Source organism: Streptomyces laurentii, assembly GCF_040635425.1.
Classification (GTDB): domain Bacteria; phylum Actinomycetota; class Actinomycetes; order Streptomycetales; family Streptomycetaceae; genus Streptomyces; species Streptomyces laurentii.
Map to the genome: position 1 here is coordinate 17,303 of NZ_JBEYHT010000045.1, position 22,272 is coordinate 39,574.

Annotated in this window: 22 protein-coding genes and 1 pseudogene; 15 read left to right on the forward strand and 8 right to left on the reverse strand. The window is 71.9% G+C overall.

Features of this window, described 5'->3' with window-relative positions; translation table 11 throughout:
* Window positions 1-38 precede the first annotated feature (38 nt).
* Window positions 39-1,055 carry a 4-hydroxy-3-methylbut-2-enyl diphosphate reductase gene (locus ABZ693_RS24870; protein ID WP_359881202.1) on the forward strand — a complete coding sequence of 339 codons (1,017 nt, stop codon included), beginning with the start codon at window positions 39-41 and terminating at the stop codon, window positions 1,053-1,055.
* A 102-nt stretch (window positions 1,056-1,157) separates the two neighbouring features.
* A complete protein-coding gene (gene ppgK, locus ABZ693_RS24875; protein WP_359881205.1) occupies window positions 1,158-1,901 on the forward strand; it encodes a polyphosphate--glucose phosphotransferase in 744 nt (247 codons plus the stop codon).
* 35 nt (window positions 1,902-1,936) lie between these two features.
* On the opposite strand, the gene ABZ693_RS24880 is transcribed toward ppgK, so the two are convergent.
* A complete protein-coding gene (locus tag ABZ693_RS24880) occupies window positions 1,937-2,566 on the reverse strand; it encodes a DUF6542 domain-containing protein (RefSeq protein ID WP_435842525.1) in 630 nt (209 codons plus the stop codon).
* 149 nt (window positions 2,567-2,715) lie between these two features.
* Here ABZ693_RS24880 and ychF point away from each other — a divergent pair, with 149 nt between their 5' ends.
* Entirely contained in the window at window positions 2,716-3,804 is a 1,089-nt protein-coding gene (gene ychF / locus ABZ693_RS24885) for a redox-regulated ATPase YchF (RefSeq protein ID WP_359881208.1), read from the forward strand.
* Between the two features lie 133 nt (window positions 3,805-3,937).
* Here the strand turns inward: ychF and ABZ693_RS24890 are convergent, their stop codons facing one another.
* The 4 genes and pseudogenes from ABZ693_RS24890 to ABZ693_RS24905 all read right to left on the reverse strand — a co-directional run.
* On the reverse strand, window positions 3,938-4,201 hold the full coding sequence (locus ABZ693_RS24890) for a type II toxin-antitoxin system RelE family toxin (protein ID WP_359881210.1): 264 nt from the start codon (window positions 4,199-4,201) through the stop codon (window positions 3,938-3,940).
* Window positions 4,194-4,463 (reverse strand): type II toxin-antitoxin system Phd/YefM family antitoxin, encoded by a 270-nt coding sequence (locus ABZ693_RS24895; RefSeq protein ID WP_019434848.1) that lies wholly within the window; start codon window positions 4,461-4,463, stop codon window positions 4,194-4,196. Before ABZ693_RS24895 ends, ABZ693_RS24890 begins: the two co-directional genes overlap by 8 nt.
* A gap of 282 nt (window positions 4,464-4,745) precedes the next feature.
* Complete coding sequence (locus ABZ693_RS24900) at window positions 4,746-5,960, reverse strand: IS30 family transposase (RefSeq protein ID WP_359881213.1); 1,215 nt, start codon at window positions 5,958-5,960, stop codon at window positions 4,746-4,748.
* 113 nt (window positions 5,961-6,073) lie between these two features.
* Window positions 6,074-6,178, reverse strand: a pseudogene (locus ABZ693_RS24905) (type II toxin-antitoxin system RelE family toxin); the annotation flags it as partial.
* 191 nt (window positions 6,179-6,369) lie between these two features.
* Here ABZ693_RS24905 and ABZ693_RS24910 point away from each other — a divergent pair.
* The 4 genes from ABZ693_RS24910 to ABZ693_RS24925 all read left to right on the forward strand — a co-directional run bounded on the left by ABZ693_RS24910 (window position 6,370) and on the right by ABZ693_RS24925 (window position 10,465).
* Window positions 6,370-8,574, forward strand: coding sequence for a DEAD/DEAH box helicase (locus tag ABZ693_RS24910; RefSeq protein WP_359881215.1), 2,205 nt, complete (start codon window positions 6,370-6,372; stop codon window positions 8,572-8,574).
* A 199-nt stretch (window positions 8,575-8,773) separates the two neighbouring features.
* Window positions 8,774-9,517 carry a DUF4232 domain-containing protein gene (locus tag ABZ693_RS24915; RefSeq protein ID WP_359881217.1) on the forward strand — a complete coding sequence of 248 codons (744 nt, stop codon included), beginning with the start codon at window positions 8,774-8,776 and terminating at the stop codon, window positions 9,515-9,517.
* A gap of 120 nt (window positions 9,518-9,637) precedes the next feature.
* On the forward strand, window positions 9,638-9,955 hold the full coding sequence (locus ABZ693_RS24920; protein ID WP_359881220.1) for a hypothetical protein: 318 nt from the start codon (window positions 9,638-9,640) through the stop codon (window positions 9,953-9,955).
* A 27-nt stretch (window positions 9,956-9,982) separates the two neighbouring features.
* Complete coding sequence (locus ABZ693_RS24925) at window positions 9,983-10,465, forward strand: cupin domain-containing protein (RefSeq protein WP_359881223.1); 483 nt, start codon at window positions 9,983-9,985, stop codon at window positions 10,463-10,465.
* Here ABZ693_RS24925 and ABZ693_RS24930 read toward each other — a convergent pair.
* On the reverse strand, window positions 10,450-11,586 hold the full coding sequence (locus ABZ693_RS24930) for a threonine synthase (RefSeq protein WP_359881226.1): 1,137 nt from the start codon (window positions 11,584-11,586) through the stop codon (window positions 10,450-10,452). The genes ABZ693_RS24925 and ABZ693_RS24930 overlap by 16 nt on opposite strands.
* Window positions 11,587-11,840: 254 nt before the next feature.
* Here ABZ693_RS24930 and ABZ693_RS24935 point away from each other — a divergent pair, with 254 nt between their 5' ends.
* Window positions 11,841-13,418, forward strand: a complete 1,578-nt coding sequence (locus tag ABZ693_RS24935; RefSeq protein WP_359881229.1) for a S8 family peptidase — start codon at window positions 11,841-11,843, stop codon at window positions 13,416-13,418.
* A 111-nt stretch (window positions 13,419-13,529) separates the two neighbouring features.
* On the opposite strand, the gene ABZ693_RS24940 is transcribed toward ABZ693_RS24935, so the two are convergent.
* Window positions 13,530-14,714, reverse strand: a complete 1,185-nt coding sequence (locus ABZ693_RS24940) for a serpin family protein (protein ID WP_359881232.1) — start codon at window positions 14,712-14,714, stop codon at window positions 13,530-13,532.
* 340 nt (window positions 14,715-15,054) lie between these two features.
* On the opposite strand from ABZ693_RS24940, the gene ABZ693_RS24945 reads away from it, so the two are divergent.
* The 7 genes from ABZ693_RS24945 (at window position 15,055) to ABZ693_RS24975 (ending at window position 21,959) form a co-directional block, all read left to right on the forward strand.
* Window positions 15,055-16,245, forward strand: coding sequence for a DUF4190 domain-containing protein (locus tag ABZ693_RS24945; RefSeq protein ID WP_359881234.1), 1,191 nt, complete (start codon window positions 15,055-15,057; stop codon window positions 16,243-16,245).
* Between the two features lie 162 nt (window positions 16,246-16,407).
* The gene (locus ABZ693_RS24950; RefSeq protein WP_359881237.1) at window positions 16,408-17,160 is read left to right on the forward strand and encodes a GntR family transcriptional regulator; all 753 of its coding nucleotides are present in this window, start codon (window positions 16,408-16,410) and stop codon (window positions 17,158-17,160) included.
* A gap of 148 nt (window positions 17,161-17,308) precedes the next feature.
* The gene (locus tag ABZ693_RS24955; RefSeq protein ID WP_359881239.1) at window positions 17,309-17,488 is read left to right on the forward strand and encodes an SPOR domain-containing protein; all 180 of its coding nucleotides are present in this window, start codon (window positions 17,309-17,311) and stop codon (window positions 17,486-17,488) included.
* A gap of 25 nt (window positions 17,489-17,513) precedes the next feature.
* Window positions 17,514-17,939: a (deoxy)nucleoside triphosphate pyrophosphohydrolase gene (locus ABZ693_RS24960; protein ID WP_359881242.1), complete on the forward strand. Its 426-nt coding sequence runs from the start codon at window positions 17,514-17,516 to the stop codon at window positions 17,937-17,939.
* 143 nt (window positions 17,940-18,082) lie between these two features.
* The gene (locus tag ABZ693_RS24965; RefSeq protein ID WP_359881245.1) at window positions 18,083-18,583 is read left to right on the forward strand and encodes an ATP-binding protein; all 501 of its coding nucleotides are present in this window, start codon (window positions 18,083-18,085) and stop codon (window positions 18,581-18,583) included.
* A 189-nt stretch (window positions 18,584-18,772) separates the two neighbouring features.
* The gene (locus tag ABZ693_RS24970; protein ID WP_359881305.1) at window positions 18,773-21,496 is read left to right on the forward strand and encodes a SpoIIE family protein phosphatase; all 2,724 of its coding nucleotides are present in this window, start codon (window positions 18,773-18,775) and stop codon (window positions 21,494-21,496) included.
* Between the two features lie 40 nt (window positions 21,497-21,536).
* Complete coding sequence (locus tag ABZ693_RS24975) at window positions 21,537-21,959, forward strand: hypothetical protein (protein ID WP_359881247.1); 423 nt, start codon at window positions 21,537-21,539, stop codon at window positions 21,957-21,959.
* A gap of 19 nt (window positions 21,960-21,978) precedes the next feature.
* On the opposite strand, the gene ABZ693_RS24980 is transcribed toward ABZ693_RS24975, so the two are convergent.
* Complete coding sequence (locus tag ABZ693_RS24980; protein WP_359881308.1) at window positions 21,979-22,260, reverse strand: contact-dependent growth inhibition system immunity protein; 282 nt, start codon at window positions 22,258-22,260, stop codon at window positions 21,979-21,981.
* Between the last annotated feature and the right edge of the window lie 12 nt (window positions 22,261-22,272).

Sequence of the window (22,272 nt, forward strand, 5' to 3'; positions counted from 1 at the left end):
AATCGGCTGACCAAAACGCCGACCGGCGCGGCCTTACGATGGGACGCATGACTGCTACGCCCGCGTCGACGCCCGCGTCCGCCAGCCCGAAGCGTGTCCTGCTCGCCGCCCCCCGCGGCTACTGCGCGGGTGTGGACCGTGCCGTGATCGCCGTGGAGAAGGCCCTGGAGCAGTACGGCGCCCCGATCTACGTCCGGCACGAGATCGTCCACAACAAGTACGTCGTACAGACCCTGGAGCGGAAGGGCGCGATCTTCGTCGACCAGGCGACCGAGGTCCCGCCGGGCAACATCGTGATGTTCTCCGCGCACGGTGTCGCCCCGACCGTCCACGAGGAGGCCCGCCTCGGCCGCCTCGCCACCATCGACGCCACCTGCCCGCTGGTCACCAAGGTCCACAAGGAGGCCGTGCGGTTCGCGAAGGACGACTTCGACATCCTCCTCATCGGCCACGAGGGCCACGAGGAAGTCGTCGGCACCTCCGGCGAGGCCCCCGACCACATCCAGCTCGTCGACGGCCCCGCGGATGTCGCGAAGGTCGAGGTCCGCGACCCGTCCCGGGTCGTCTGGCTCTCCCAGACCACGCTCTCCGTCGACGAGACCATGGAGACGGTCGACGCGCTCAAGGAGCGCTTCCCCGGGCTGATCTCCCCGCCGTCCGACGACATCTGCTACGCGACGCAGAACCGCCAGACCGCCATCAAGGAGCTGGCCGGCGACTCCGATCTGGTGATCGTCGTCGGCTCGAAGAACTCCTCGAACTCGCAGCGCATGGTCGACGTCGCCCTGCAGGCCGGCGCCCCCGCCGCCTATCTTGTCGACTTCGCGAGCGAGATCGACGAGAGCTGGCTGGAGGGCGTCACCACGGTCGGCCTGTCCTCGGGCGCGTCGGTGCCGGACGTGCTGGTCCAGGAGGTCCTGGAGTGGCTGTCGCGGCGCGACTACCTGGACGTGGAGCTGGTCAAGACGGCCGACGAGTCGCTGACCTTCTCGCTGCCGAAGGAACTGCGCGACAAGGACCTGCGGGCCGTCGCGGAGACGCTCGGCAAGGAGTGACGGACCGGGGCGCGGGCGCCGGTGCCGAAGCCGGTGCCGGCGCCTCGCCCGCCCGGGAGTTTCGGGGCGTGACGGAGCGCTCCTGCCCGTAACGTGGAGTCCATGAACGTCTTCGGAGTGGACATCGGCGGCTCGGGCATCAAGGGCGCCCCCGTGGACCTGACCCGCGGCGACCTGGCCCAGGCCCGCCACAAGGTACTCACCCCGCAGCCCGCGACGCCCGACGACGTCGCGGGCCGCGTCGTCGAGGTGGTCAGCCACTTCGGCTGGTCCGGGCCGATCGGCGTCACCTTCCCCGGCGTCGTGACCGGTTCCACGATCCGTACCGCCGCCAACGTCGACAAGCGCTGGATCGGCGTCGACGCCGGCAAGCTCCTCGGCGACCGGCTCGGCGGCCTGCCCGTCACCGTCCTCAACGACGCCGACGCCGCCGGCATCGCCGAGATGTCCTTCGGCGCCGGCCGGGGCCGCGAGGGCACCGTCATCCTGCTCACCCTCGGCACCGGCATCGGCTCCGCCCTCTTCCGCGGCGGCGTCCTCGTCCCCAACACCGAGCTGGGGCACCTGGAGCTCAAGGGCCACGACGCCGAGAAGCGCGCCTCGTCGAAGGCGCGCGAGGACGAGGACCTGAGCTGGGAACACTGGGCGACCCGGCGGCTCCAGAAGTACCTGGAGCACGTGGAGATGCTGTTCTCGCCGGAGTTGTTCATCATCGGCGGCGGTGTCAGCCGGAAGGCCGACAAGTTCCTGCCGCTGATCGAGGGCATCACGGCGGAGATCGTGCCGGCGCAGCTCCAGAACAACGCGGGGATCGTCGGCGCGGCGATGTCGGCGCGGGTCGGTTAGTCGCCTTTTCGCCGAGGGCGAGGGCAGTCCGGGGGCTAGCTCCGCTCGGGGGCGGGGCGGCGCACCGGCCGTACGGGAGGCTGCCCGCCCGGGCCGGCGGGGCCGCGCTGGCGGCGGTTCATGGCCCGTACCTTCCGTACGCTCGCGACGAGACCGGCGACGAGGGTGCCGCCGTACAGCCACCCGGCGTGCACGGCCAGCGCCGTCACCAGCGCCATGGCCTGGCCGCCGATCCCGCCCGTACCGCCCGAGACGGGCACGACGCCGACGGCGAACGCGATCGGCACCCCGATGGGGGCGGTGACCAGGTCGGCGGTCCGTACCCAGGCCGCGGTCAGGGCGCTGACCGGCAGGAACAGCAGGCCGTAGACGGCGGGGGAGCCGCCGAACAGCAGCCAGTCGAGGAACCCGATCACCAGCATCACGGCCGAGGCGAAGAGCCCGGCGCCGAGCCCGGTGAGCCGGGGGTTGGGCAGCCGGCGCAGCGCCGCGACCACCGGCGGCGCGGGCCGCTGGACCCGGGGGCGGCCGGGGCGCGGTTTCGCGGCGACCCGGTAGACCGCCGCGCCCTCGACGAGCGCGCCGGGCGGGGCCGGGGGGCTCTGCGGCCGGCCCGCGGCGGGGCGGCGGGCCTGCGGTTCGCGTGTTCTGTGCTGCTGCTCCACCCCACCAACGTAGGTCGGAACGGGCCGGGAACCAGGTTCGGGACACGCCCTTTGGGTGACCTTGGCGCGAAGAGCACCGTCCGGGCCCGGTTCCGTGCCCCCGTAAACTGGGGACATTCGCATCCACTGCTTCTAGGGAAGTCGCCACCGTGTCGCTCACGATCGGAATCGTCGGCCTGCCGAATGTCGGCAAGTCGACCCTGTTCAACGCCCTGACCAAGAACGACGTGCTGGCGGCCAACTACCCGTTCGCCACGATCGAGCCCAACGTCGGCGTCGTCGGCGTCCCCGACCCGCGTCTCGCCCAGCTCGCCGGGATCTTCGGCTCGCAGCGCCTCCTCCCGGCGACCGTCGACTTCGTCGACATCGCGGGCATCGTGCGCGGCGCGAGCGAGGGCGAGGGCCTGGGCAACAAGTTCCTCGCGAACATCCGCGAGTCCGACGCGATCTGCCAGGTCATCCGCGCCTTCAAGGACGAGAACGTCGTCCACGTCGACGGCAAGGTCTCGCCGAAGGACGACATCGAGACGATCAACACCGAGCTGATCCTCGCCGACCTCCAGACCATCGAGAAGGTCCTCCCGCGCCTCCAGAAGGAGTCCCGGATCAAGAAGGACGTCGGCCCGAAGGTCGCGGCCGTCGAGGCGGCCAAGGAGATCCTCGAGCGCGGCGACACCCTCTTCTCGCAGGGCGTCCTCCAGGGCTCGGAGAAGGCCGAGCTGCTGCACGACCTGCACCTGCTCACCACCAAGCCCTTCCTCTACGTCTTCAACGTCGACGAGGACGAGCTGACGGACGACGCCTTCAAGGACGAGCAGCGCGCCCTGGTCGCCCCCGCCGAGGCGATCTTCCTCAACGCCAAGCTGGAGGCCGACCTGGCCGAGCTGGACGAGGAGGACGCCATGGAGCTCCTCCAGTCCGTGGGCGCCGAGGAGCCGGGCCTGGCCACCCTCGCCCGCGTCGGCTTCGACACCCTGGGCCTGCAGACCTACCTGACGGCCGGCCCGAAGGAATCCCGCGCCTGGACCATCAAGAAGGGCGCCACCGCCCCCGAGGCCGCCGGTGTCATCCACACCGACTTCCAGAAGGGCTTCATCAAGGCCGAGGTCATCTCCTTCGCCGACCTCCTCGCCGCCGGCTCGGTCGCCGACGCCCGCTCCCAGGGCAAGGCCCGCATGGAGGGCAAGGAGTACGTGATGCAGGACGGCGACGTGGTGGAGTTCCGCTTCAACGTGTGACCAACCTGTTGCTGCACGCTAGGTGATCCGTCAAGTGTGCAGGTCGGAAGGGGTCGACTCCTCCCGGAGCCGGCCCCTTCGTCGTTACCGTGCTGGATGGGTGCTGGATATTCTGACGTCGGATCAGCTGAGTTCACGTGTCGTAAACGGTGGAGCGATGCCCGACGTGTACCACCCAGACCACGAGCTCCCCGTTGTCGATCGTGCAGACGACTCGGTAGTCGCCGACTCGCAGTCGACGGCGTTCCGGCTGCGACACGAGCGCGGTCGTGTTGAAGCCGAGGGGGTCGCTCTCCAGCTCGGTCAGCTTGGCGAGGATGCGTAGTGCCATGTCGCGAGGGAACTTCCGGAGCTCGGCCTGCGTCTCGGGGCGGAAGACGGTTCGGTACTCACTCACCGCGCGCCAGCGTCTCCCTCATGATGTCCTCGATCGGGATGCCAGGTGCCGGATTGGCCATGCGCTCGTCGATGATCCGGTTGATCTCGCGCTCTTCCCACTCCTGGTACTTGCGCAGAACCTCGATGGAGACGACCGCGGCCACTTCCTTGCCCCGGCGTGTGATCACTGTGGGGACGTCGTCCCGATCGGCTCGCTCAACCACCTCGGCCAGGTGTGCGCGCACATCGCGAATGGACTCTATGGGCAGTGGCTGCGTCATGCGCTCAAGCGTACCGAGTGTGCCATGTGTACACCACTGCCGAAATGGGGGCGGTCATGTGGTGCTGGATGTGCTGGATAAGTGCGCACCGTGCTGGACGGGTGCTGGATAGCCGCGTTCGGAGCCGCGTTTTCGCAGGTCACAGCTCTGCGCTGAACGTTCCGCTTCAACGTCTGATCCCTCGGGGATCGCGCCACGTCGCCGACGTGGCACACCGGTGACGCCGAAGGGGCCGGGCTCTCGGGCGGTTTCTAGGGGTCGTTGCAACACGTGGTCGGTTGTTTAGGCCGCGATGAGTTTATGCAGGCGCTCGGCTGGGGTTTCCCAGCCGAGCGTTTTGCGTGGGCGGCGGTTGAGCTGGTCGGCGACGGCGGCCAGGTGTTCGGGGTCGTGGACGGACAGGTCGGTGCCCTTGGGGAAGTACTGCCGCAGCAGACCGTTGGTGTTCTCGTTCGAGCCGCGCTGCCAGGGACTGGCCGGGTCGCAGAAGTAGACCGGGATGTCGGTGGCGAGGGTGAACTCGCCGTGCCGGGCCATCTCCGATCCCTGGTCCCAGGTCAAAGACCGCTTCAGATGGCCGGGCAGCGTCCGGGCGGTCGCCGTCAGAGCGGCGAGGACGGCTTCGGCGCCGTGATCGCCGGGCAGGTGCAGCAGCATGACGTAGCGGGTCGCGCGCTCGACCAGGGTGCCGATCGCGGACTTGCCGTCCTTGCCGATGATCAGATCGCCCTCCCAGTGACCGGGCACGGCCCGGTCCTCGATCTCGGCGGGGCGTTCGCTGATCATGACCATCGGTGTGGTGAAGCGGGGCTGGCGGCAGTTGGCCTGCCGCTGGGGCCTGCGACGGGCCCGCCCGGAGCGCAGGGCGGCGGCGAGCTCGCGCCGCAGCTGGCCTCTGCCCTGGACGTAGAGCGCCTGGTAGACGGTCTCGTGGACCACGTGCATCTCCGGACGGTCGGGAAACTGGACCCGCAGAGCGTGACAGATCTGCTCGGGGCTCCACTTCTCGTCCAGCATCGCCTGGACGGCCTCGCGCAGCTCCGGGTTCTTAAGGATCTTGCGGGGCTTGGGGCGGGGCCGGCGGGCGTCCGCCCGGACCTGGGCCGCGTGCGGGCGGTAGGCACCGCTCGCCTGGTGGCGGTTGCGGCGGATCTCACGGCTGACCGTGGACGGACTGCGGCCCAGCTCGGCCGCGATCGCCCTCACCGTCGCCTTCTCCCGCAAGCGGTCCGCGATATGGATCCGATCGTCCTCGGACAGATACCGGGACGGACCCGAAGGCACTGCCACCATGCTGATCGGTGGCAGTGCCTTCCGGTTTCCCTGCGCGTGACGTCCGTTGCGCCACTTCCGGCCGGTCCGCCGGTCGATTCCGACGATCCGGCACGCTTCCCGGTTGCTCACGCCCTGCCGCATGAGTCGGGAGTATGCCTCCCGCTCACGCGACAACTTCTTACGCCCCTGCGGCTGCCGATTCTCACGGATCTCGAAGTCCATGCCACCCCTTGAACTGGGGTGTTGCAACGACCGCTAGAACTCAAGCGGGAGCCCGGCCCCTTCGGCGTTTCCGCGTCGGGTGGTCCGACCTGGCGACGGGGTGTTTCAGGTGCGTGGACGGTGGAGCGATGTCCGAGGTGCACCACCCGCACCACCGGTTCGCCGTCGTCGATCGTGTAGATCACGCGGTAGTCGCCCACCTGTAGGCGGCGGTCGTCGCGCCGGGCCGGGGGACGAGGGTGGTACTCACTCAGCGCGTGCCGGCGTCTCCCTCATGATGTCCTCGACCGGGATGCCGGGTACATCGTCGCCGTGTCGGATCGTTGCTGGATGGGGGCTCCGTAACCGCGTTCTCGGAGGTGTCGCAGGCGGGTGGGAGGATGCGGGGACTGTGAGAGAGGGGCGGCGCGTGGGGCGTGGGGAGCGGGGGGTTGTCGCCGCCGGGGCGCGGCTGTACGAGGCCGCGCAGGGTGCGGTCGGGGATCACGGGCGGGCCGTCGAGGCGGTACGGGCCGCGCTGAAGCCGATCCACGACGCGGCGGTCGCGCGGGAGCTCGACGCCATTCCCGTCGCCCGGCTGCAGGACGTCACCGAGGGGCGGCTGCGGCTGGGGTACGTCGAGAAGAACGGGTTCGGCACGGTCGGCCGGGTGCTGGACGCAGGGCCCTACCGGCTGCGGCAGATCCCCGGCGTCGGGCAGCGCACCGCCGACCAGATGCTCGCCGCCGCGCGCCGGCTGGCCGAGGCCGTGCACGACGTGGTGGCCGTGCACATCGACGTGGACCGGCCGACGCCGGACACCACCGCGCTCGTCACGGCCCTGCACGTGCTGGTGGAGGCCGGCCCGGACGCCCGGCGCGCGGTGGACCGGGCCACGGCCCTGGCCGAACGGCTCGGCCCGCTGCTCGCCGACGCGAAGCCCGCCGCCGGGCGCCTCGGGATGCTGCTGGCCGGGCGGGAGAAGCGGGACCGCGCCCTGGCGGCGGTCGACGGGCTCCGTGCGCTGACGGACGAGGCGGTGGACGCGGGCCTGCCCGGGCTGTTCGCCCAGGCCTCGGTGGATCTGCTGCGCGGGCCCTCGGCCGATGACGGGGGCGTCGCGGCCTGGGTGGACTTCGAGCTGCGCTCCGCCGAGTACTACAGCCTGCTCGCCGAGATCTCCGGGCGGCTGCCGGACGCCGCGGCCGCCGAGGGCTTCCTGCCGGAAGGGATCGCCGAGCGGGTACGGGACCAACGGCTCGACGACACGCACCGGCGGGTTTCGCTGCGCGGCTACCAGGCGTTCGGCGCGCGGTTCGCGCTCGCCCAGCGCAAGGTGATACTCGGCGACGAGATGGGGCTCGGGAAGACCATCCAGGCGATCGCCGTCCTCGCGCACCTCGCCGCCCAAGGACGGAGCCACTTCCTCGTCGTCTGCCCGGCGAGCGTCCTCGTCAACTGGACCCGGGAGATCGAGGCCCGCAGCGCCCTGCGCGTCCTGGTGCTCCACGGCCCCGACCGCCACGACGCGTTCGCCGACTGGAAGGGCCGGGGCGGGGTCGGGGTGACCACGTACGAGGCGCTGCGCGGGTTTCCGGCGCCGGCCGGCGGGGAGGTCGGGCTCATCGTCGTCGACGAGGCGCACGCGGTGAAGAACCCGCAGGCCAAGCGGTCCCAGGCGGTCGCGCTGTGGGCGGAGCGCTGCGAGCGCGCCCTGTTCATGACCGGCACCCCGATGGAGAACCGGGTCGCGGAGTTCCGCAACCTGGTCCGGATGCTCGACACCGGCGTCGCGGACACCCTCGGCGGGCCCGGCGGGCAGGGCACGCCGGTGGGGTCGGTCGCCTTCCGCAAGGCCGTCGCGCCCGTCTATCTCCGGCGCAACCAGGACGACGTGCTCACCGAACTCCCCAGCCTCCAGCGCACCGACGAGTGGGAGGAGCCGAGCGCGTCGGACGAGGAGGCCTACCGCGAGGCCGTGAGCGCCGGCAACTTCATGGCGATGCGCAGGGCCGGCTATCTGCGCCCCGAAAAGTCGGCCAAGCTGGAGCGGCTGCGCGAGATCGTCCGCGAGGCCGGCGAGAACGGGCAGAAGACGGTGGTCTTCTCGTACTTCCGTGACGTGCTGAGCATGGTGCGGGACGAACTCGCCGCGGACCCCGCCCTCGGAGACCGCGTCCCCGTGTTCGGCCCGCTCGACGGCGGTGTCCCGGCCGCGCGTCGGCAGGGAATCGTGGACGACTTCGCCGCCGTGCCCGGTCCTGCGGTGCTCCTGGCGCAGATCCAGGCGGCCGGCGTCGGACTCAACATGCAGGCCGCCTCCGTCGTCATCCTCTGCGAACCGCAGATCAAGCCGACCATCGAGCACCAGGCGGTGGCCCGGGCCCACCGGATGGGCCAGGTCAGGCCCGTACGCGTGCACCGGCTGCTCACCACCGGGGGCGTGGACGAGCGCCTGGTCGCGATGCTGGAGAAGAAGGACCGTCTCTTCGACGCGTACGCCCGCCGCAGCGCCGTCGCCGAGGCCGATCCCGACGCGGTCGACGTGTCGGACACCGAACTGGCCCGCCTGATCGTCGAGGAGGAGCAGGCGCGGCTGGGCGTCGCGGAGGCCACGGGCCAGGGCGCCGGCTGACCACCCGGGACTCGGGGCGACCGCCGGCCGACCGCTTGGGCCTCGGGTCGGCCGCTCCGCCGACATGTGCGGAAAGCCGCAGGTAGGCGGGCGGTAAGAGGGCGTTAGCGGTACGCAAGCCGGACGGCAAGGGTGGGCGCGACAGTAGTGACGGCACCGAGTGCGGGGCCGTCCGAACTGAACCGGGGGAAGAAGGACCATGCGTACCCACCGTAGGAACTCCAAGAACACCGTCCTCGCCGTTGCCGCCGTCGCCGCGCTGTCGCTGGGACTCACCGCCTGCGGCGGCACGGACGACAAGGGCCGGGACGAGGGTGCCGCGGCCGTCTCCTCTTCCTCCGCCTCCGCGCCCGCCGACGCCCCGGCCGCCCCCGCCGGGCAGGCGTCCGGCACCACGGGCACGACCGGTGCCACCACCGCCGGCACCACCACGACCTCCGGCGGCGCGGCCACCGGCGGCAAGGGCGCGGCCCAGGCCGCCGCCAAGCCCGCGGGCGCGACCGCCGGCAAGACCCCGAGCTGCACCTTCAAGGACGTGAAGGTCACGATGCGGAAGGCCGACGAGGTCCCGACCGAGCACATCGAGCTCACCGCGACCAACACCTCCGGCCGCACCTGCCGCCTCGACGGCTACCCGCTGCTCGCCTTCGGCCAGATCCAGACCGCGAAGGACATCCCGCCGGTCGCGAAGAGCAAGCCGGGCGCGCCGGTCGTCCTGCGGTCCGGCACGGCGGCGTACGCCAACGTGCGGGTCGCCAACGGCGGTGCCCACGAGGACAACAAGGTCGTCACCTCCTTCAGCGTCAACTTCTTCACCGGCAGCGAGCCCACCGAGGGCAGCGTCGACGTCAAGGCCCCGGCCGGCGGTCTCGCCGTGGACGAGGCCGTCGCGAAGACCGGCTACTGGACGTACGAGCTCCGCAACGGCGCCGACGAGTTCTGAGCCGACGAGTTCTGAGCCGACGAGTTCTGAGCCGACGAGTCCTGAGCCGGCACGTCGTGGGCGACGGGTCCGAGCCCCGCGGGCCGGAACCCGAACGGCCTCCCGTACGTCCCCCACGTCATGAAGGACGGAATCGGTTGTCTCGCCCTCCTGGGCGGCTTCCTGACCGGACTCCTGGCCTGGGGGAGCGGCGCTGGTCCCGCCCTGGCCGGGGGGTTCGAGGGGGAAGGGCGGGACCTCAGCGTGTTCTGGGTGCAGTTGCCGGTGCTGCTGTTCGGTACGCCCGCGCTCGCGCTCGTCGTCTGGGCGCTGCTGCGCGGCCGCCGGCCCGCGCTGCTGGCCCTGGGCCTGGCCGTGACCCTGATCGCGGCCGGCCGGCTGGGCTCGGAGTGGATGGCGACGGCGGGGCCGGCCGTGGTGTACGAACAAGGGGCTTGACGATCTTCGACGCAACGGAGCGAGCCCATGTCGTACCCCGAAGTCCGCTATCAGGGTGAGAGCGGCGAGATCAACGCCTCCTTCCGCCCGGCCGGCACCCCGCCCGAGTTCGTCTCGCCGCGCGGCCAGCGGACGCACTATCTCGCCACCACCGCCTCCACCGACGGGGAGTTCGGGCTCTACAAGGTCGACATGCCGCCGAAGGCGGGCGGGCCGGCCACCCACTTCCACCGCACGATCTCCGAGAGCTTCTTCATCCTCGACGGCACCGTCCGGCTCTACGACGGCGACCGCTGGGTCGACGCGAAGAAGGGCGACTTCCTGTACGTGCCGGTCGGCGGCCTGCACGGCTTCCGCAACGACGCCGACGAACCCGCCTCCATGCTCCTGCTGTTCGCGCCGGGCGCGCCGCGCGAGGAGTACTTCGAGAAGGTGTCGACGGTCGGTGAGATGACGGACGAGGAGCGGGCCGCGTTCTTCGCCGAGCACGACACCTACTGGACCGACTGAGGCCGGTTCCCCTCTTCCGGCGCGGCCGCGAGGCCCGTCTTCGCGCCGGCCCCGCACAGCGGTACGACCGTGGTGCCGGGGCGCGGCGCGGTGGCGCGTACGGCGGCCCAGCAGGCGACGCCGGTCGGCTCCACGTACAGCCCGCGCCGGGCCAAGTCGAGCTGAGCCGACCTGATCTGAGCCTCCGTCACCGTGTGGAAGGTGCCGCCGGTGGCGCGGACCGCGCGGAGGATCTGCGCGGCACGCGGCGGGTTCGGGATGGCGATGCCCTCGGCCAGGGTGGGCCGGGCCGCGGCCGGTTCGGGCAGGTCGTCGGCGCCCGCGTGGAAGGCGGCGGCCAGCGGCGCGACCGCCTCGGCCTGCACCGCGACGAGCGCGGGGCGGCGTTCGACGAGCCCGTGGCCGTACAACTCCTCGACGGCGAGGGCCGATCCGAGCAGCAGGGTGCCGTTGCCGACGGGGACGACCAGCGTGTCCGGGAGCCGGCCGCCGAGTTCCTCCCACAGCTCGTACACGTAGGTCTTCGTGCCGTGCAGGAAGTGCGGGTTGTAGACGTGCGAGGCGTAGAACACCCCGGTTGTGTCGGCGGCTTGGCGTGCCGCGTGCGCCGTCGCCTCGCGGTCGCCGGGGACGACCACGACATGGGCGCCGTGTGCGCGGATCTGCTCCAGCTTCTTCGGCGACGTGCCCTCGGGGACGTACACGGAGCAGTCGAGGCCGGCGCGGGCGCAGTAAGCGGCCACCGCCGTACCGGCGTTGCCGCTGCTGTCGGCGACGACCGCGTCGGGCTGGAGCCGCCGGGCCAGTTCGGCCAGCATGACGGCGCCGCGGTCCATGAAGGACAACGTCGGGGAGAGGAAGTCGAGTTTGGCCGCGACCGTGTCGGTCAGCGGGACCAGGGGTGTGCGGCCCTCGCCGAGGCTGATGTGCGGGATCTCGGTGGCGAGCGGGAGTGCCTCGGCGTAACGCCACAGTGAATTCACGCGGGACGCAAGGGACGTGAGGTCCACGGGAGCACTGGTGAAGTCGAGGTCCCAGGGGCCCCGGCAGCGCGGGCAGCACCAGGTGAGAGCGGACGCGGGGGAGTGGACCTGGCAGCGGGAGCACACGTAGGTCGTCATGATCGCGAGTCTGTCAGCCGTGTGACGGACGTGTGGCGCGACGCTCGGGACCCTTGTGCGATTCCTATGAATCGGTCAATCTTTCGTCAGCACCCCGGACGTGATGAGCGGCGCGGATCTCTCTGCGCAGGCTTGTCATGTTCATGAAGATTTGTTGTCGTCCGTCAATCCGGCACGACCCCGGCACCACCCCAGCCCCGCCCCCGGTGCCGTACCCCCACAGCAGCGCACCACCTATGAGGAGGACCCCTCGCATGTCCGTGATGCGTGACTCGCGCCGCAGGCTCGCCGCGGCCGGCGCCATAGCCGTCGCCGCCCTCGCCCTCGGCTCCCTCTCCGCCGTCCCGGCCACCGCCGCCGGCGGTCCCGCCGAAGGCGTCGTCCTGAACGCCGGCGCGGAAGGGACCGTCGCCGACAGCTACATCGTCACCCTCCGCGACTCCGCCGCCCGCGCGGACTCGCCGCAGGGCCGGGCCGTCGCGACGAAGTTCGGCGCCAAGATCAAGCGGACCTACCGCGCCGCGCTCAACGGCTACTCCGTCGAACTCTCCGAAGCGCAGGCCAAGAAGCTCGCCGCCGACCCGGCCGTGGCCTCCGTCAGCCAGAACCGCCGCTTCACCATCGACGGCACGCAGCCCTCGCCGCCGTCCTGGGGCCTCGACCGGATCGACCAGAAGGCGCTGCCGCTCAACCAGAGTTACGCGTACCCGGACACCGCCGGGCAGGGCGTCACCGCGTACATCATCGACACCGGCGTCCGCATCACGCACAGCGACCTCGGCGGCCGCGCCTCCTACGGCTACGACGCGATCGACAACGACAACACCGCCCAGGACGGCCACGGCCACGGCACGCACGTCGCCGGCACCGTCGCGGGCAACTCGTACGGCGTCGCCAAGAAGGCGAAGATCGTCGGCGTCCGCGTCCTCGACAACTCCGGCTCCGGTACCACCGAGCAGGTCGTCGCCGGCATCGACTGGGTGACCGCGAACGCCGTGAAGCCGGCCGTCGCCAACATGAGCCTCGGCGGCGGGGTCGACACCGTCCTCGACGACGCCGTCCGCCGCTCGATCGCCTCCGGTGTCACGTACGCGGTCGCCGCCGGCAACGAGACCGACAACGCCGCCAACCACTCGCCTGCGCGCGTCGCCGAGGCCATCACCGTCGGCGCGACGACGTCCACCGACGCCAAGGCCAGCTACTCCAACTACGGTGCCGGCCTGGACCTGTTCGCGCCCGGCTCGTCCATCACCTCGTCCTGGAACACCAGCGACACGGCCACCAACACCATCTCCGGTACGTCGATGGCCACCCCGCACGTCGCGGGCGCCGCCGCGCTGTACCTGGCGGCCAACCCGACCGCCAGCCCGGCCCAGGTCTCGACGGCCCTCACCACGGCCGCCACTCCGAACGTGGTGACCAGCCCCGGCACCGGCTCCCCGAACCGGCTGCTCTACACGGGCACCGGCGACACCACGCCGCCCGCCGGCAAGCGCTTCGAGAACAACACGGCCTACACGATCAACGACAACGCGACCGTGGAGTCCCCGATCTCCGTCACCGGGGTCACCGGCAACGCCCCGGCCACCCTCCAGGTCCCGGTGAACATCACCCACACCTACATCGGTGACCTCCAGGTCCAGCTGATCGCCCCCGACGGCTCGGCCTACACGCTGAAGGCGTTCGGCACCGGCGGCAGCACCGACGACATCAACACCACGTACACCGTCAACGCCTCCTCCGAGGTCGCGAACGGCACGTGGAAGCTGCGGGTCACGGACAACTACACGTACGACAACGGCCGGATCAACTCCTGGGCGCTGCAGTTCTGACAGCCCTGAGTGCCTGAGTGCCTGAGTGGCTGAGCGGCCGAGTGGCCGAGTGGCCGAGTGGCCGAGTGGCCGAGTGCATGACGAGGGCGGTCGCCGTGACGGCGACCGCCCTCACTCTTCTTCGTCTTCGTCGAAGGTGTACGGCACCGGCTCGTGCACCCAGCCCGCCGTCAGGACCAGCCGCGACGTGCGGTGTACGGCGAGGAAGCCGAAGGGCCGGTCGAAGTCCACGTCGACCGCCCGGACCAGGTACGGCCGCATCGGCATTCCCGCGCCGACGAGGCCGAACGCCGTCACCGTGGCGGCTTCGAAGCCCTGCGCGCCGAACCGGGCCATCGCCGCCTGGCGGGCCTGCCCCACGGAAAGCGGCGGGTGGTCGGCGACGCCTGGGAAGTGGCCGCGGGTGGCGTCCAGCGCGCTCGACAGGCCGAACACCCCGGGCAGCTCGGTCAGATCGTGGTCGCCGGTGAGCGCGAACGGCGAGGTCGTGACCGAGAGGTACGGCTCGCGCGTCGTGCTGCGGACGGTGCGGACCGTGACGCCCGGGCCGGGCTCGCCCGGCGGCAGCGCCCCGCCCGGAACGGCCCGGTGCACCCCGGCCAGGACGTCGAGCCCGGCGCGCAGCACCGCGCCGCGTTCCGTCTCCTCGGGGCCGAGCAGCAGATGCACGTCCACGCCCGTGTCGCCCAGCACCTTCAGGACGGTCAGCGGGCCGGCACCGGTCTCGGCCACGCCGACCCGGTCGAGCAGGCCGGTGGTGCGATAGAGCCCCACGAGTTCGCGCCCGGCCCACGGGCCGGACTCGGGGAACAGGCCGCCCTCCCGGAAGGGCCGCAGCCAGCTCGTCCGCACCGCCAGCGCGGCGGCAAGCACCAGCTCCGTGGCCGGGTCGACGGCGACGGGCATCGCCGGGATCAGACCGCCCGTGCGCTCGGCCGCCCACGCGTCCAGGAGTTCCTGGTTCGCGGCGTCGTCCGCGCCGAGCCGCCCGAGGGTCGCGTCGGGCAGGCCGGCGGCCCACTCCTGGCGCAGGGTCACCGTCGGCCGGGTCCACAGACCGACGGCCGTGCCGGTGCGGGGGATCCGGCCGAGTCCGGCGAGCAGATCACGGCCCGCGTCCGCCGCGTCCTCGGCGGGCAGGCCGAGGGCGTCGGCCAGTTCGGCGCGGGCGGGACCGGCCGCGCCGTCCGCGAGGAAGGCCAGCAGCGGCCAGACGCCGGCCGCCGACAGGACCGTGTCACCGCCGGGCGGCAGGGCACCGGCCCAACGCGCCGTCAGCCGGTTGACCGCTCGCACCGTCGTACCCCGCAACCCGATCGCCCCCTTGTCCCCGAAACGCGTACGATGCGCGCGCCCGTTCGAATTCGAATTCCCGCCCCTGATGAGGAGCACCGTACTCGTGGACCCCTCCCAGCCGCCGCAGGATTCCCCGGCCCCGCAGCCGCCCCAGCAGCCGGGGCAGTCCTCCCCGGAACCCGCGTCCGGCGCCTCGCCCTGGGCCACGCCCGGGGCTGGTCAGGGTTCCGCCCCGGAGGCCGGGTCCGGGGTCGGGGCGGACCCCGGGGCCGGGGCCGGGTCCGGGGCCGGGCCGGGAGCTGGAGCCGTGCCGGGGGCCGGTCAGGGTCCGGTGCCCGGCTTGTACGGGAGCCCGCCGCCCGGCCCGTACGGGGCGCCGGGCCCGTACACCTCGCCGATGCCCGGCCCGTACGGCCCCTACGGGCCCGGCGTGGGCCCGTACGGGACGCCGCCTCCGGCCGCACCCCAGACCAGCGGGCTCGCGATCGCCTCGCTCGTCAGCGGCGCCGTGTGCTGTCTGCCGCCGCTCGGACTGGTCCTCGGCCTGATAGCGCTGCCCCGGATGAAGAAGAAGCGGCAGCGCGGCAAGGGCCTCGCCATCACCGGCATCGCCCTGTCCGCGGTCTCCAGCCTGCTGATGGTGCTGGCCTTCGCGACGGGCGCGTTCGCCGACTTCTGGCGGGGCTTCCGGGACGGCATGGAGGACGCCTCCTCCTCGGCGTACACCCTGAACCTGGAGAAGGGCGACTGCTTCCTCGCGGACCTCGACTCGCAGGAGCCCGTCGACAAGGTCGACACGGTGCCCTGCACCCGGCCGCACGAGGGCGAGGTCACGGGGCGCTTCAAGGTGAAGGAATTCACCACGTGGCCGGGCGTGAACGTGATCGACCAGATCGCCGAGGAGCGCTGCGGGCAGCTCAACGACGCGTACGCGATGGACACCTGGGACCTGCCCGAATCCGTGGGCATCTACTACTTCGCCCCCGTCAAGGAGAGCTGGCGGGACGGGGACCGCACGGTGATCTGCGCGCTCGTCTCCGACGGGGAGCTCCTCGAACGTTCCGTACGCCAGGACGCGAGCACGCTCGACTCCCAGCAGCTGCACTACCTCAAGACCATGAACGCGGTCGACCAGGCGCTCATGACGGAGCCGGAAGAGGACGCGGACGAGGACCTGGACGTCAACAAGAAGTGGGCCCGCGCGGTGCACAGCGCGGTCACGACGGCGTCCGCCGATCTGCGCGGGCAGGACTGGTCCGACCCCGCCGACTCGCGGATCGCACTGCTGACGAAGGACCTGGACACGGCCGCGCGCAGCTGGCACCGGATGGCCACGGCGGATGACGCGGACGTCTTCTGGGAGGCATATGACGAGGCGTTCGAAGCGCTGTCGATGGAGAAGGAAGTGGCCTCGCGCTCCGCGCTCCACCTCCAGACGGTGCCGCCGGGGGCCGACAGCGAGAGCGACAGTGACAGCGGTAGCGATAGTGGCAGTGGCAGTGGCGACGCCGGCAGCGCGGAGAAGGTCTGACGGCCGGTCCGGGAATTCCGACGGGAGTTCGGTGGCTATACCCGCGGTAAGGGCCCGCGTAAAGGTGAATCATCACTTCGAGTGAAACTTTGGCCCATGCTTGCGGGTGCGCACCCTCGGTTGCAACGCTGTGGCTCACAGTCAAGCTGAGGGGAGTGTCCAGTGACGTTCGGTGACCAGCCCGCTTATCTACGCGTGGCGAGCGATCTCCGGGAGAAGATCGCCAACGGCGCGCTTCCCCCGCACGCCCGACTCCCCTCGCAGGCCCGCATCCGCGAGGAATACGGGGTGTCGGACACCGTCGCACTGGAGGCGCGCAAGGTCCTCATGGCCGAGGGGCTCGTCGAGGGGCGCTCCGGTTCGGGGACGTACGTGCGCGAGCGGCCCGTGCCGCGCCCGATCGCCCGCTCCGGATACCGCCCCGCCGGCGGGGCCAGCCCCTTCCGCCAGGAGCAGGCGGTCGAGGGGGTGCGCGGCACCTGGGAGTCGGCCAGCGAGCAGGAGCCGGCGACGGCGGAGACCGCCGAGCGGCTCGGCGTCGAGGTGGGGGAGCGCGTGATGCGCACCCGGTACGTGTACCGGGACGGAGGCGAGCCGATGATGCTCTCCACCTCCTGGGAGCCGCTCGCCGTCACCGGCCGGACGCCGGTGATGCTGCCCGAGGAAGGGCCGTTGGGCGGCTGCGGCGTCGTCGAGCGGATGGCCGCGATCGACGTCGTCGTGGACAACGTGGTGGAGGAGGTCTCCGCCAGACCCGGGGTCGCGGGGGAGCTGATGGCCCTCGGCGGGGTGCCGGGCCATGTGGTGCTGGTGATCGAGCGGACGTACTACGCCTCGGGGCGCGCGGTCGAGACCGCCGACGTCGTCGTCCCGGCCGACCGCTACAAGCTGGCGTACCATCTGCCGGTCCGCTGACCGCACCACCCGGAATCCTGGCCGGATACTTTCCTCTTCGTAAAAATCCGTATCCGCTGAGTAAAGGTCGGGCGTAAGCTCGGGCATATGCGGATCGCGATTTCCGGGGCTCGTGGCGTGCGACCGGAGCGGTGGAGGGGGAAGTCCGATGACTGACAGCGGCTCCGACCTGGCCTGGCTGGTCATCCGGCAGGACGACAACGGCAACCGCTACCGCGTCGGCCGGTACGCGACTCAGGACGAGGCGCAGCGGATCGCCGACAGCTTCGACGACCGCGGCCACAAGCAGACCTACTGGGTCGAGCGCATCGGGCAGCCCGCCCTCTGATCCGCCCGAGGTCTACGCTCCGTCCATGACAGAACAGCGCACCGACCCCGTCGTGGTGGTCGCCGGGGCCCTCGTCGACGAGGGCCGGCTGCTCGCCGCGCGCCGCAGCACCCCCGCCGAACTCGCGGGCCGCTGGGAACTGCCCGGCGGCAAGCGCGAACCGGGGGAGAGCTCCGAGGAAGCCCTGGTCCGGGAGCTGCGCGAAGAGCTGGGCGTCGAGACCGAGATCGGCGAGCGCGTCCCCGGTGAGTGGGTGCTCAAGCCCGGCTACGTCCTGTGGGTGTGGGCCGTCCGTCTCCGCTCCGGCCGGCCGGCGCCGCAGCAGGAGCACGACGAGCTGCGCTGGCTGACCCGCGACGAACTGGACTCCGTCGACTGGCTCGACCAGGACCGTCCCGCCGTCGCCGAGGCCGCCGCCCGGCTGCTGCCCGCGAACTCCCCGGCGTCCTGACCCGCGGGCGTAAGGAGTCGCGCCGTCCCGGCATCCCGTACGCCGTTCGTGCCACCCCGTCCCACCCCTGGCGTCGCCGTCGCGATATCCCTTTCCAGATTCGGGTATGTCGGTAGTAACCCCCGAAATAGGACGTGGGTCTCGTGATCGACACCGAAGGCGATTGTGCCGAGTGGCATTTCCCGGCCGAAGCCAATGCCGTGCGCACAGCCCGCCACGCGGTGCGGGACACCCTGCGGACCTGGCGGCTCGACGGCGCGTTCGGGGATGTGACCGTCCTCCTGGTCAGCGAACTGGTGACCAACTCGCTGCGTTATGCCTCCGGCCCCATCGGCGTCCGTCTGGTGCGCCGTCACTCCGACGGGAACGGGTCCGGGAACGGGCATGGATCCGGGAATGGGTCCGGGAACGGGTCCGGGAACGGGTCCGGTGGCGGGTCCGGGAACGGATCCGGGGACGCCCCCACCCTCCGTGTGGAGGTCTCCGATCCGCTCCCGGAATGGCCCACCACCCGCCTGGCCGGACCCGACGACGAGGGTGGCCGGGGCCTCCAGCTCGTCGCCCGTTCCGCCCGCCGCTGGGGTACACGTGTAGGCGGGACCGGGAAAACCGTGTGGTTCGAGCTCGCCCTCCCTGGTGAGTAAAAAGGGTGGGACGACGATCAGGGGGCCTCGGCCGAAGGCGAACGAGATCACCCTGTGATCGTGAACGTCGTGCCGACCAGGGCCATCGTGCTGAATACTGCGCACATGGCCGGTCCGGTGCGGTGAGCTGGAGGGGACGGTCGCGTGAGCGAGATACCTGAGACGGTGAGCGGGGCGACGCGGGGCGTCGTGTGGCAGAGCAGCCCGCCCGGGTCGATCTATGACTACATCCGGGTCGCGTCCTTCTCGATCGGCCCCGACGGGCTGGTCGACCAGTGGAGCAGACGTGCCGTCGAGCTCTTCGGAGTGAGCGCCGAGGAGGCCCGGGGCAAGGACCCGGTCGAGGTGTTCATGCCCGCGAACCTCCGCGAGCGCGGCCACCGGCGGGTCCGGGAGATCCTGGACGGCAAGGAGTGGACGGGCCTCGTCCCCTTCCGTCAGCCGGGCGAGGAGCAGCCGCACGGCATCGCCGAGATGTACGTGATGCCGAGTGAGACCGAGAACGGCGAGCGGACCGCGCTGTGCATCGTCGTCGACGTCCGCGCCCTGCGCCGGATCGAGACCGACCTCGCCGCCTCGCAGGCGATTTTCGGCCAATCCCCCTTCGGCTTCCTGCTCTTCGGTACCGACCTCACCGTGAAACGGACAAACCGCCGCTTCGCCACGGTCTTCGGCGGCACCACCGACGACCACCGCGGCCGGACCGCGTACGACTATCTCCCCCACGCCGAGGCCGAGCGGCTGACCGCGGCCCTGCGCACGGTCCTGGAGACCGGCGAGGCCGTCACCGACCTGGAGATCGTCGGCGCCGCCCCCGGCACCCGGGACCGGCGCCACTGGTCCATCAACCTCTACCGCGTGCACAGCGGCAGCGGCCGCCCGGTCGGCGTCGCCGGCCTCGGCATCGACGTCACCCGCCGCTACAACGCGGCCCGCGAGGCCGCCAGCGCCCGGCGCAACCTCGCCCTGCTCAACGAGGCCGGCGCCCGCATCGGCACCACCCTGGACCTGCAGGCCACCGCCCGCGAGCTGCTCGACGTCGCCGTCCCCGGCTTCTGCGACTTCGCGGCCGTCGACCTCTACCAGGGACTGCTCACCGGCGACGAGGCCCCGCCCGGCCGCTGGGGCAGTTCGACCGACGTCGGGTACGGGGGGGCGGGCAGCGCCGAGGTGCGCCGGGTCGCGGTCGCCAGCGCGGTGCCCGACACCCCCGTACGCCTCGGCAGGCAGCGGCACCCCGGCGCGCCGGCACCGGACGTCCCGCCGTCGCGCGACGGACAGGCGGCCGAGACCACCACGGCCGCCCCGGGGCAGGTTGCCAAGGGCCGGGACGGCGCGGACCCGGCCGCCACAGGCCGGGAGGGCGGGGTCCAAGGCGCCGCGGCACCGGACCGTACGGACAACGCCGTCGCCCCGTTCGCCGGGGACGCGTGCGGCGACCCCGAGCCCATCAAGGTCGGCTCCGTCCACCGCTTCCCCTTCAACTCGCCCTGCGCCGGAGCCCTGCGCACCGGCCGTGTGCACACCGTCCCCGGCCCGGACGGCAGCATCGTCCAGTCCACCCTCGTCGTCCCGATGGTCGCCCACGACACCGTCGTCGGCCTCGCCCAGTTCTCGCGCGCCATGGGCAGCGAACCCTTCGGCACGCGCGACCGCGCCCTCGCCGTCGAACTCGCCGCCCGCGCCGCCGTCTGCATCGACAACGCCCGCCTCTACCGGCGCGAGCACGAACGCGCCCTCATCCTCCAGCGCAGCCTGCTGCCGCCCGGCGACCCCGAGGCCGCCGGCCTCGACATCGCCTGCCGCTACCTCCCCGGCACGGTCGGCTCCGAGGTCGGCGGCGACTGGTTCGACGTCATCGAACTCCCCGGCCACCGCACCGCCCTGGTCATCGGCGACGTCATGGGCCGCGGTCTGCGCGCCGCCGTCGCCATGGGCGAACTGCGCACCGCCGTCCGCACCCTCGCCCAGCTCGACCTCGAACCGGCCGAGGTGCTGTCCCACCTCGACGAGACCGCCCGCGGCCTCGGCGCCCCGGCCGGCGCCCAGCAGTCCGCCCGCGCGCACAAGGCCCGCGGTCCCGAACTGGCCGAGGTCTACCTCGCCACCTGCGTCTACGCCGTCTACGACCCGGTCACCCGCCGGTGTACGTTCGCCAACGCGGGCCATCTGCCGCCCGTCCTGGTCGAGCCCGGCGCGCCGGCCCGGCTGCTCGACGTGCCGCCGGGGATGCCGCTCGGCGTCGGCGGCGAGCCGTTCGAGGAGGTCACCGTCGAACTGCCCGAGGGCGCGCTGCTGGCCCTCTACACCGACGGGCTCGTCGAATCCCGTGACCATCCGCTCGACGAGGGACTGAACGCCTTCCGCAGCGCCCTCACCGGCCCCGACCGGCCGCTGGAGGACGTCTGCGACCACGTCCTGACCACCCTCGACACCGGGCACGGCGAGGACGACATCGCCCTGCTCATGGCCAGGATCCAGGGCCTGCCCAGCGAGGCCGTGGGGGACTGGCGGCTGCCCCGCGAGCCCCGTTCGGTCGGCCGTGCCCGCGAACTGGCCCGCGCCCAGCTCACCGCCTGGGAGCTGGAGCCGCTGGTGGACACCGTCGAACTGCTCGTCAGCGAACTCGTCACCAACGCCCTGCGCTACGGCGAGGGCGAGATCCGGCTGCGGCTGCTGCGCGAGCGCACCCTGGTCTGCGAGGTGTGGGACGCGGGCCTGGTGCAGCCCCGGCGGCGGCGCGCGAAGGACACCGACGAGGGCGGCCGCGGGCTGCAGCTGGTCGGTCTGCTCAGCGCGGCCTGGGGCTCGCGCCGTACGCCGCGCGGCAAGACGGTGTGGTTCGAACTGGCGCTGCCGGACGGGGAGGGATCGCCGGAGCCCACGGTCGACCAGCTGCTCAGCATGTTCTGAGAGGACGTGAGCAGGCGGGGGAGTGCGTGATACTCGGCCCGTGAAGTGGTTCGAACAGGCAGAGGAAGCGGAACGGCGTCAGGACGGGGACACGGCCATCACCTGGGTGAGCGCCCACGCGGAGTGCTCCTCCGATGCGTCGGACCGGCACGGCAGCCACCTCTGGCACCTGGATCTCCTCGCCCGCGCGGACCGGCTCCCGGAACTCGCCGAACGCGCCACGACGTGCGTCCACGCGCGGCGGAGGCTCAACAGGGCGCTGCGCGAGCGGGGAATGGAGGCGGCGCTGCGCGAGCGCGCCGACGACGGCGACCGTCACGCGCTGTACGTCCTCCTCCGGCTGCTGGGCGAGGCGGGCCGGATCGAGGAGGCCCGGCGGGTGGTGGAGGAGGTCGACCCGGACAACGCGTACGCGCGCAAGGTCGTGGCCGACCACGGGGCGCCGGAGAGCGGTACGCGGTAACGGCCGACGGGCGGAGCGCTCACCCGGTGCCGGTGCCGGTGCCGGTGCCGGTGCCAGGGCGGGGGCCGGGGCTCAGCAGTTCCCGGGCCGTGGATCTCACCTCCGGCAGGAAGAACGACGGCAGTTCACCCAGCTCCGAGAGGATCCCGACGAGTTCCGCGCGGAGCTCGGGCCACTCCTCCCGGACATCCGGACTTCTCTTCACCACCGCGGACAGCAGATCGCCCTCGTACATATGGCCCTCGGCCATCGGGTCGTCCCGCAGGATCTCCAGCGCGAGCGGCAGAAGAGAGGGGAGCAGGGATGACGTACG

Bases quoted from the DNA above. Each gene is read 5' to 3' on its own strand.
- ABZ693_RS24870 (WP_359881202.1), top strand. From the start codon at position 39: ATGGGACGCATGACTGCTACGCCCGCGTCGACGCCCGCGTCCGCCAGC.
- ppgK (WP_359881205.1), top strand. From the start codon at position 1,158: ATGAACGTCTTCGGAGTGGACATCGGCGGCTCGGGCATCAAGGGCGCC.
- ABZ693_RS24895 (WP_019434848.1), bottom strand. From the start codon at position 4,463: ATGACGCAGCCACTGCCCATAGAGTCCATTCGCGATGTGCGCGCACAC.
- ABZ693_RS24900 (WP_359881213.1), bottom strand. From the start codon at position 5,960: ATGGACTTCGAGATCCGTGAGAATCGGCAGCCGCAGGGGCGTAAGAAG.
- ABZ693_RS24915 (WP_359881217.1), top strand. From the start codon at position 8,774: ATGCGTACCCACCGTAGGAACTCCAAGAACACCGTCCTCGCCGTTGCC.
- ABZ693_RS24920 (WP_359881220.1), top strand. From the start codon at position 9,638: ATGAAGGACGGAATCGGTTGTCTCGCCCTCCTGGGCGGCTTCCTGACC.
- ABZ693_RS24925 (WP_359881223.1), top strand. From the start codon at position 9,983: ATGTCGTACCCCGAAGTCCGCTATCAGGGTGAGAGCGGCGAGATCAAC.
- ABZ693_RS24930 (WP_359881226.1), bottom strand. From the start codon at position 11,586: ATGACGACCTACGTGTGCTCCCGCTGCCAGGTCCACTCCCCCGCGTCC.
- ABZ693_RS24935 (WP_359881229.1), top strand. From the start codon at position 11,841: ATGTCCGTGATGCGTGACTCGCGCCGCAGGCTCGCCGCGGCCGGCGCC.
- ABZ693_RS24955 (WP_359881239.1), top strand. From the start codon at position 17,309: ATGACTGACAGCGGCTCCGACCTGGCCTGGCTGGTCATCCGGCAGGAC.
- ABZ693_RS24960 (WP_359881242.1), top strand. From the start codon at position 17,514: ATGACAGAACAGCGCACCGACCCCGTCGTGGTGGTCGCCGGGGCCCTC.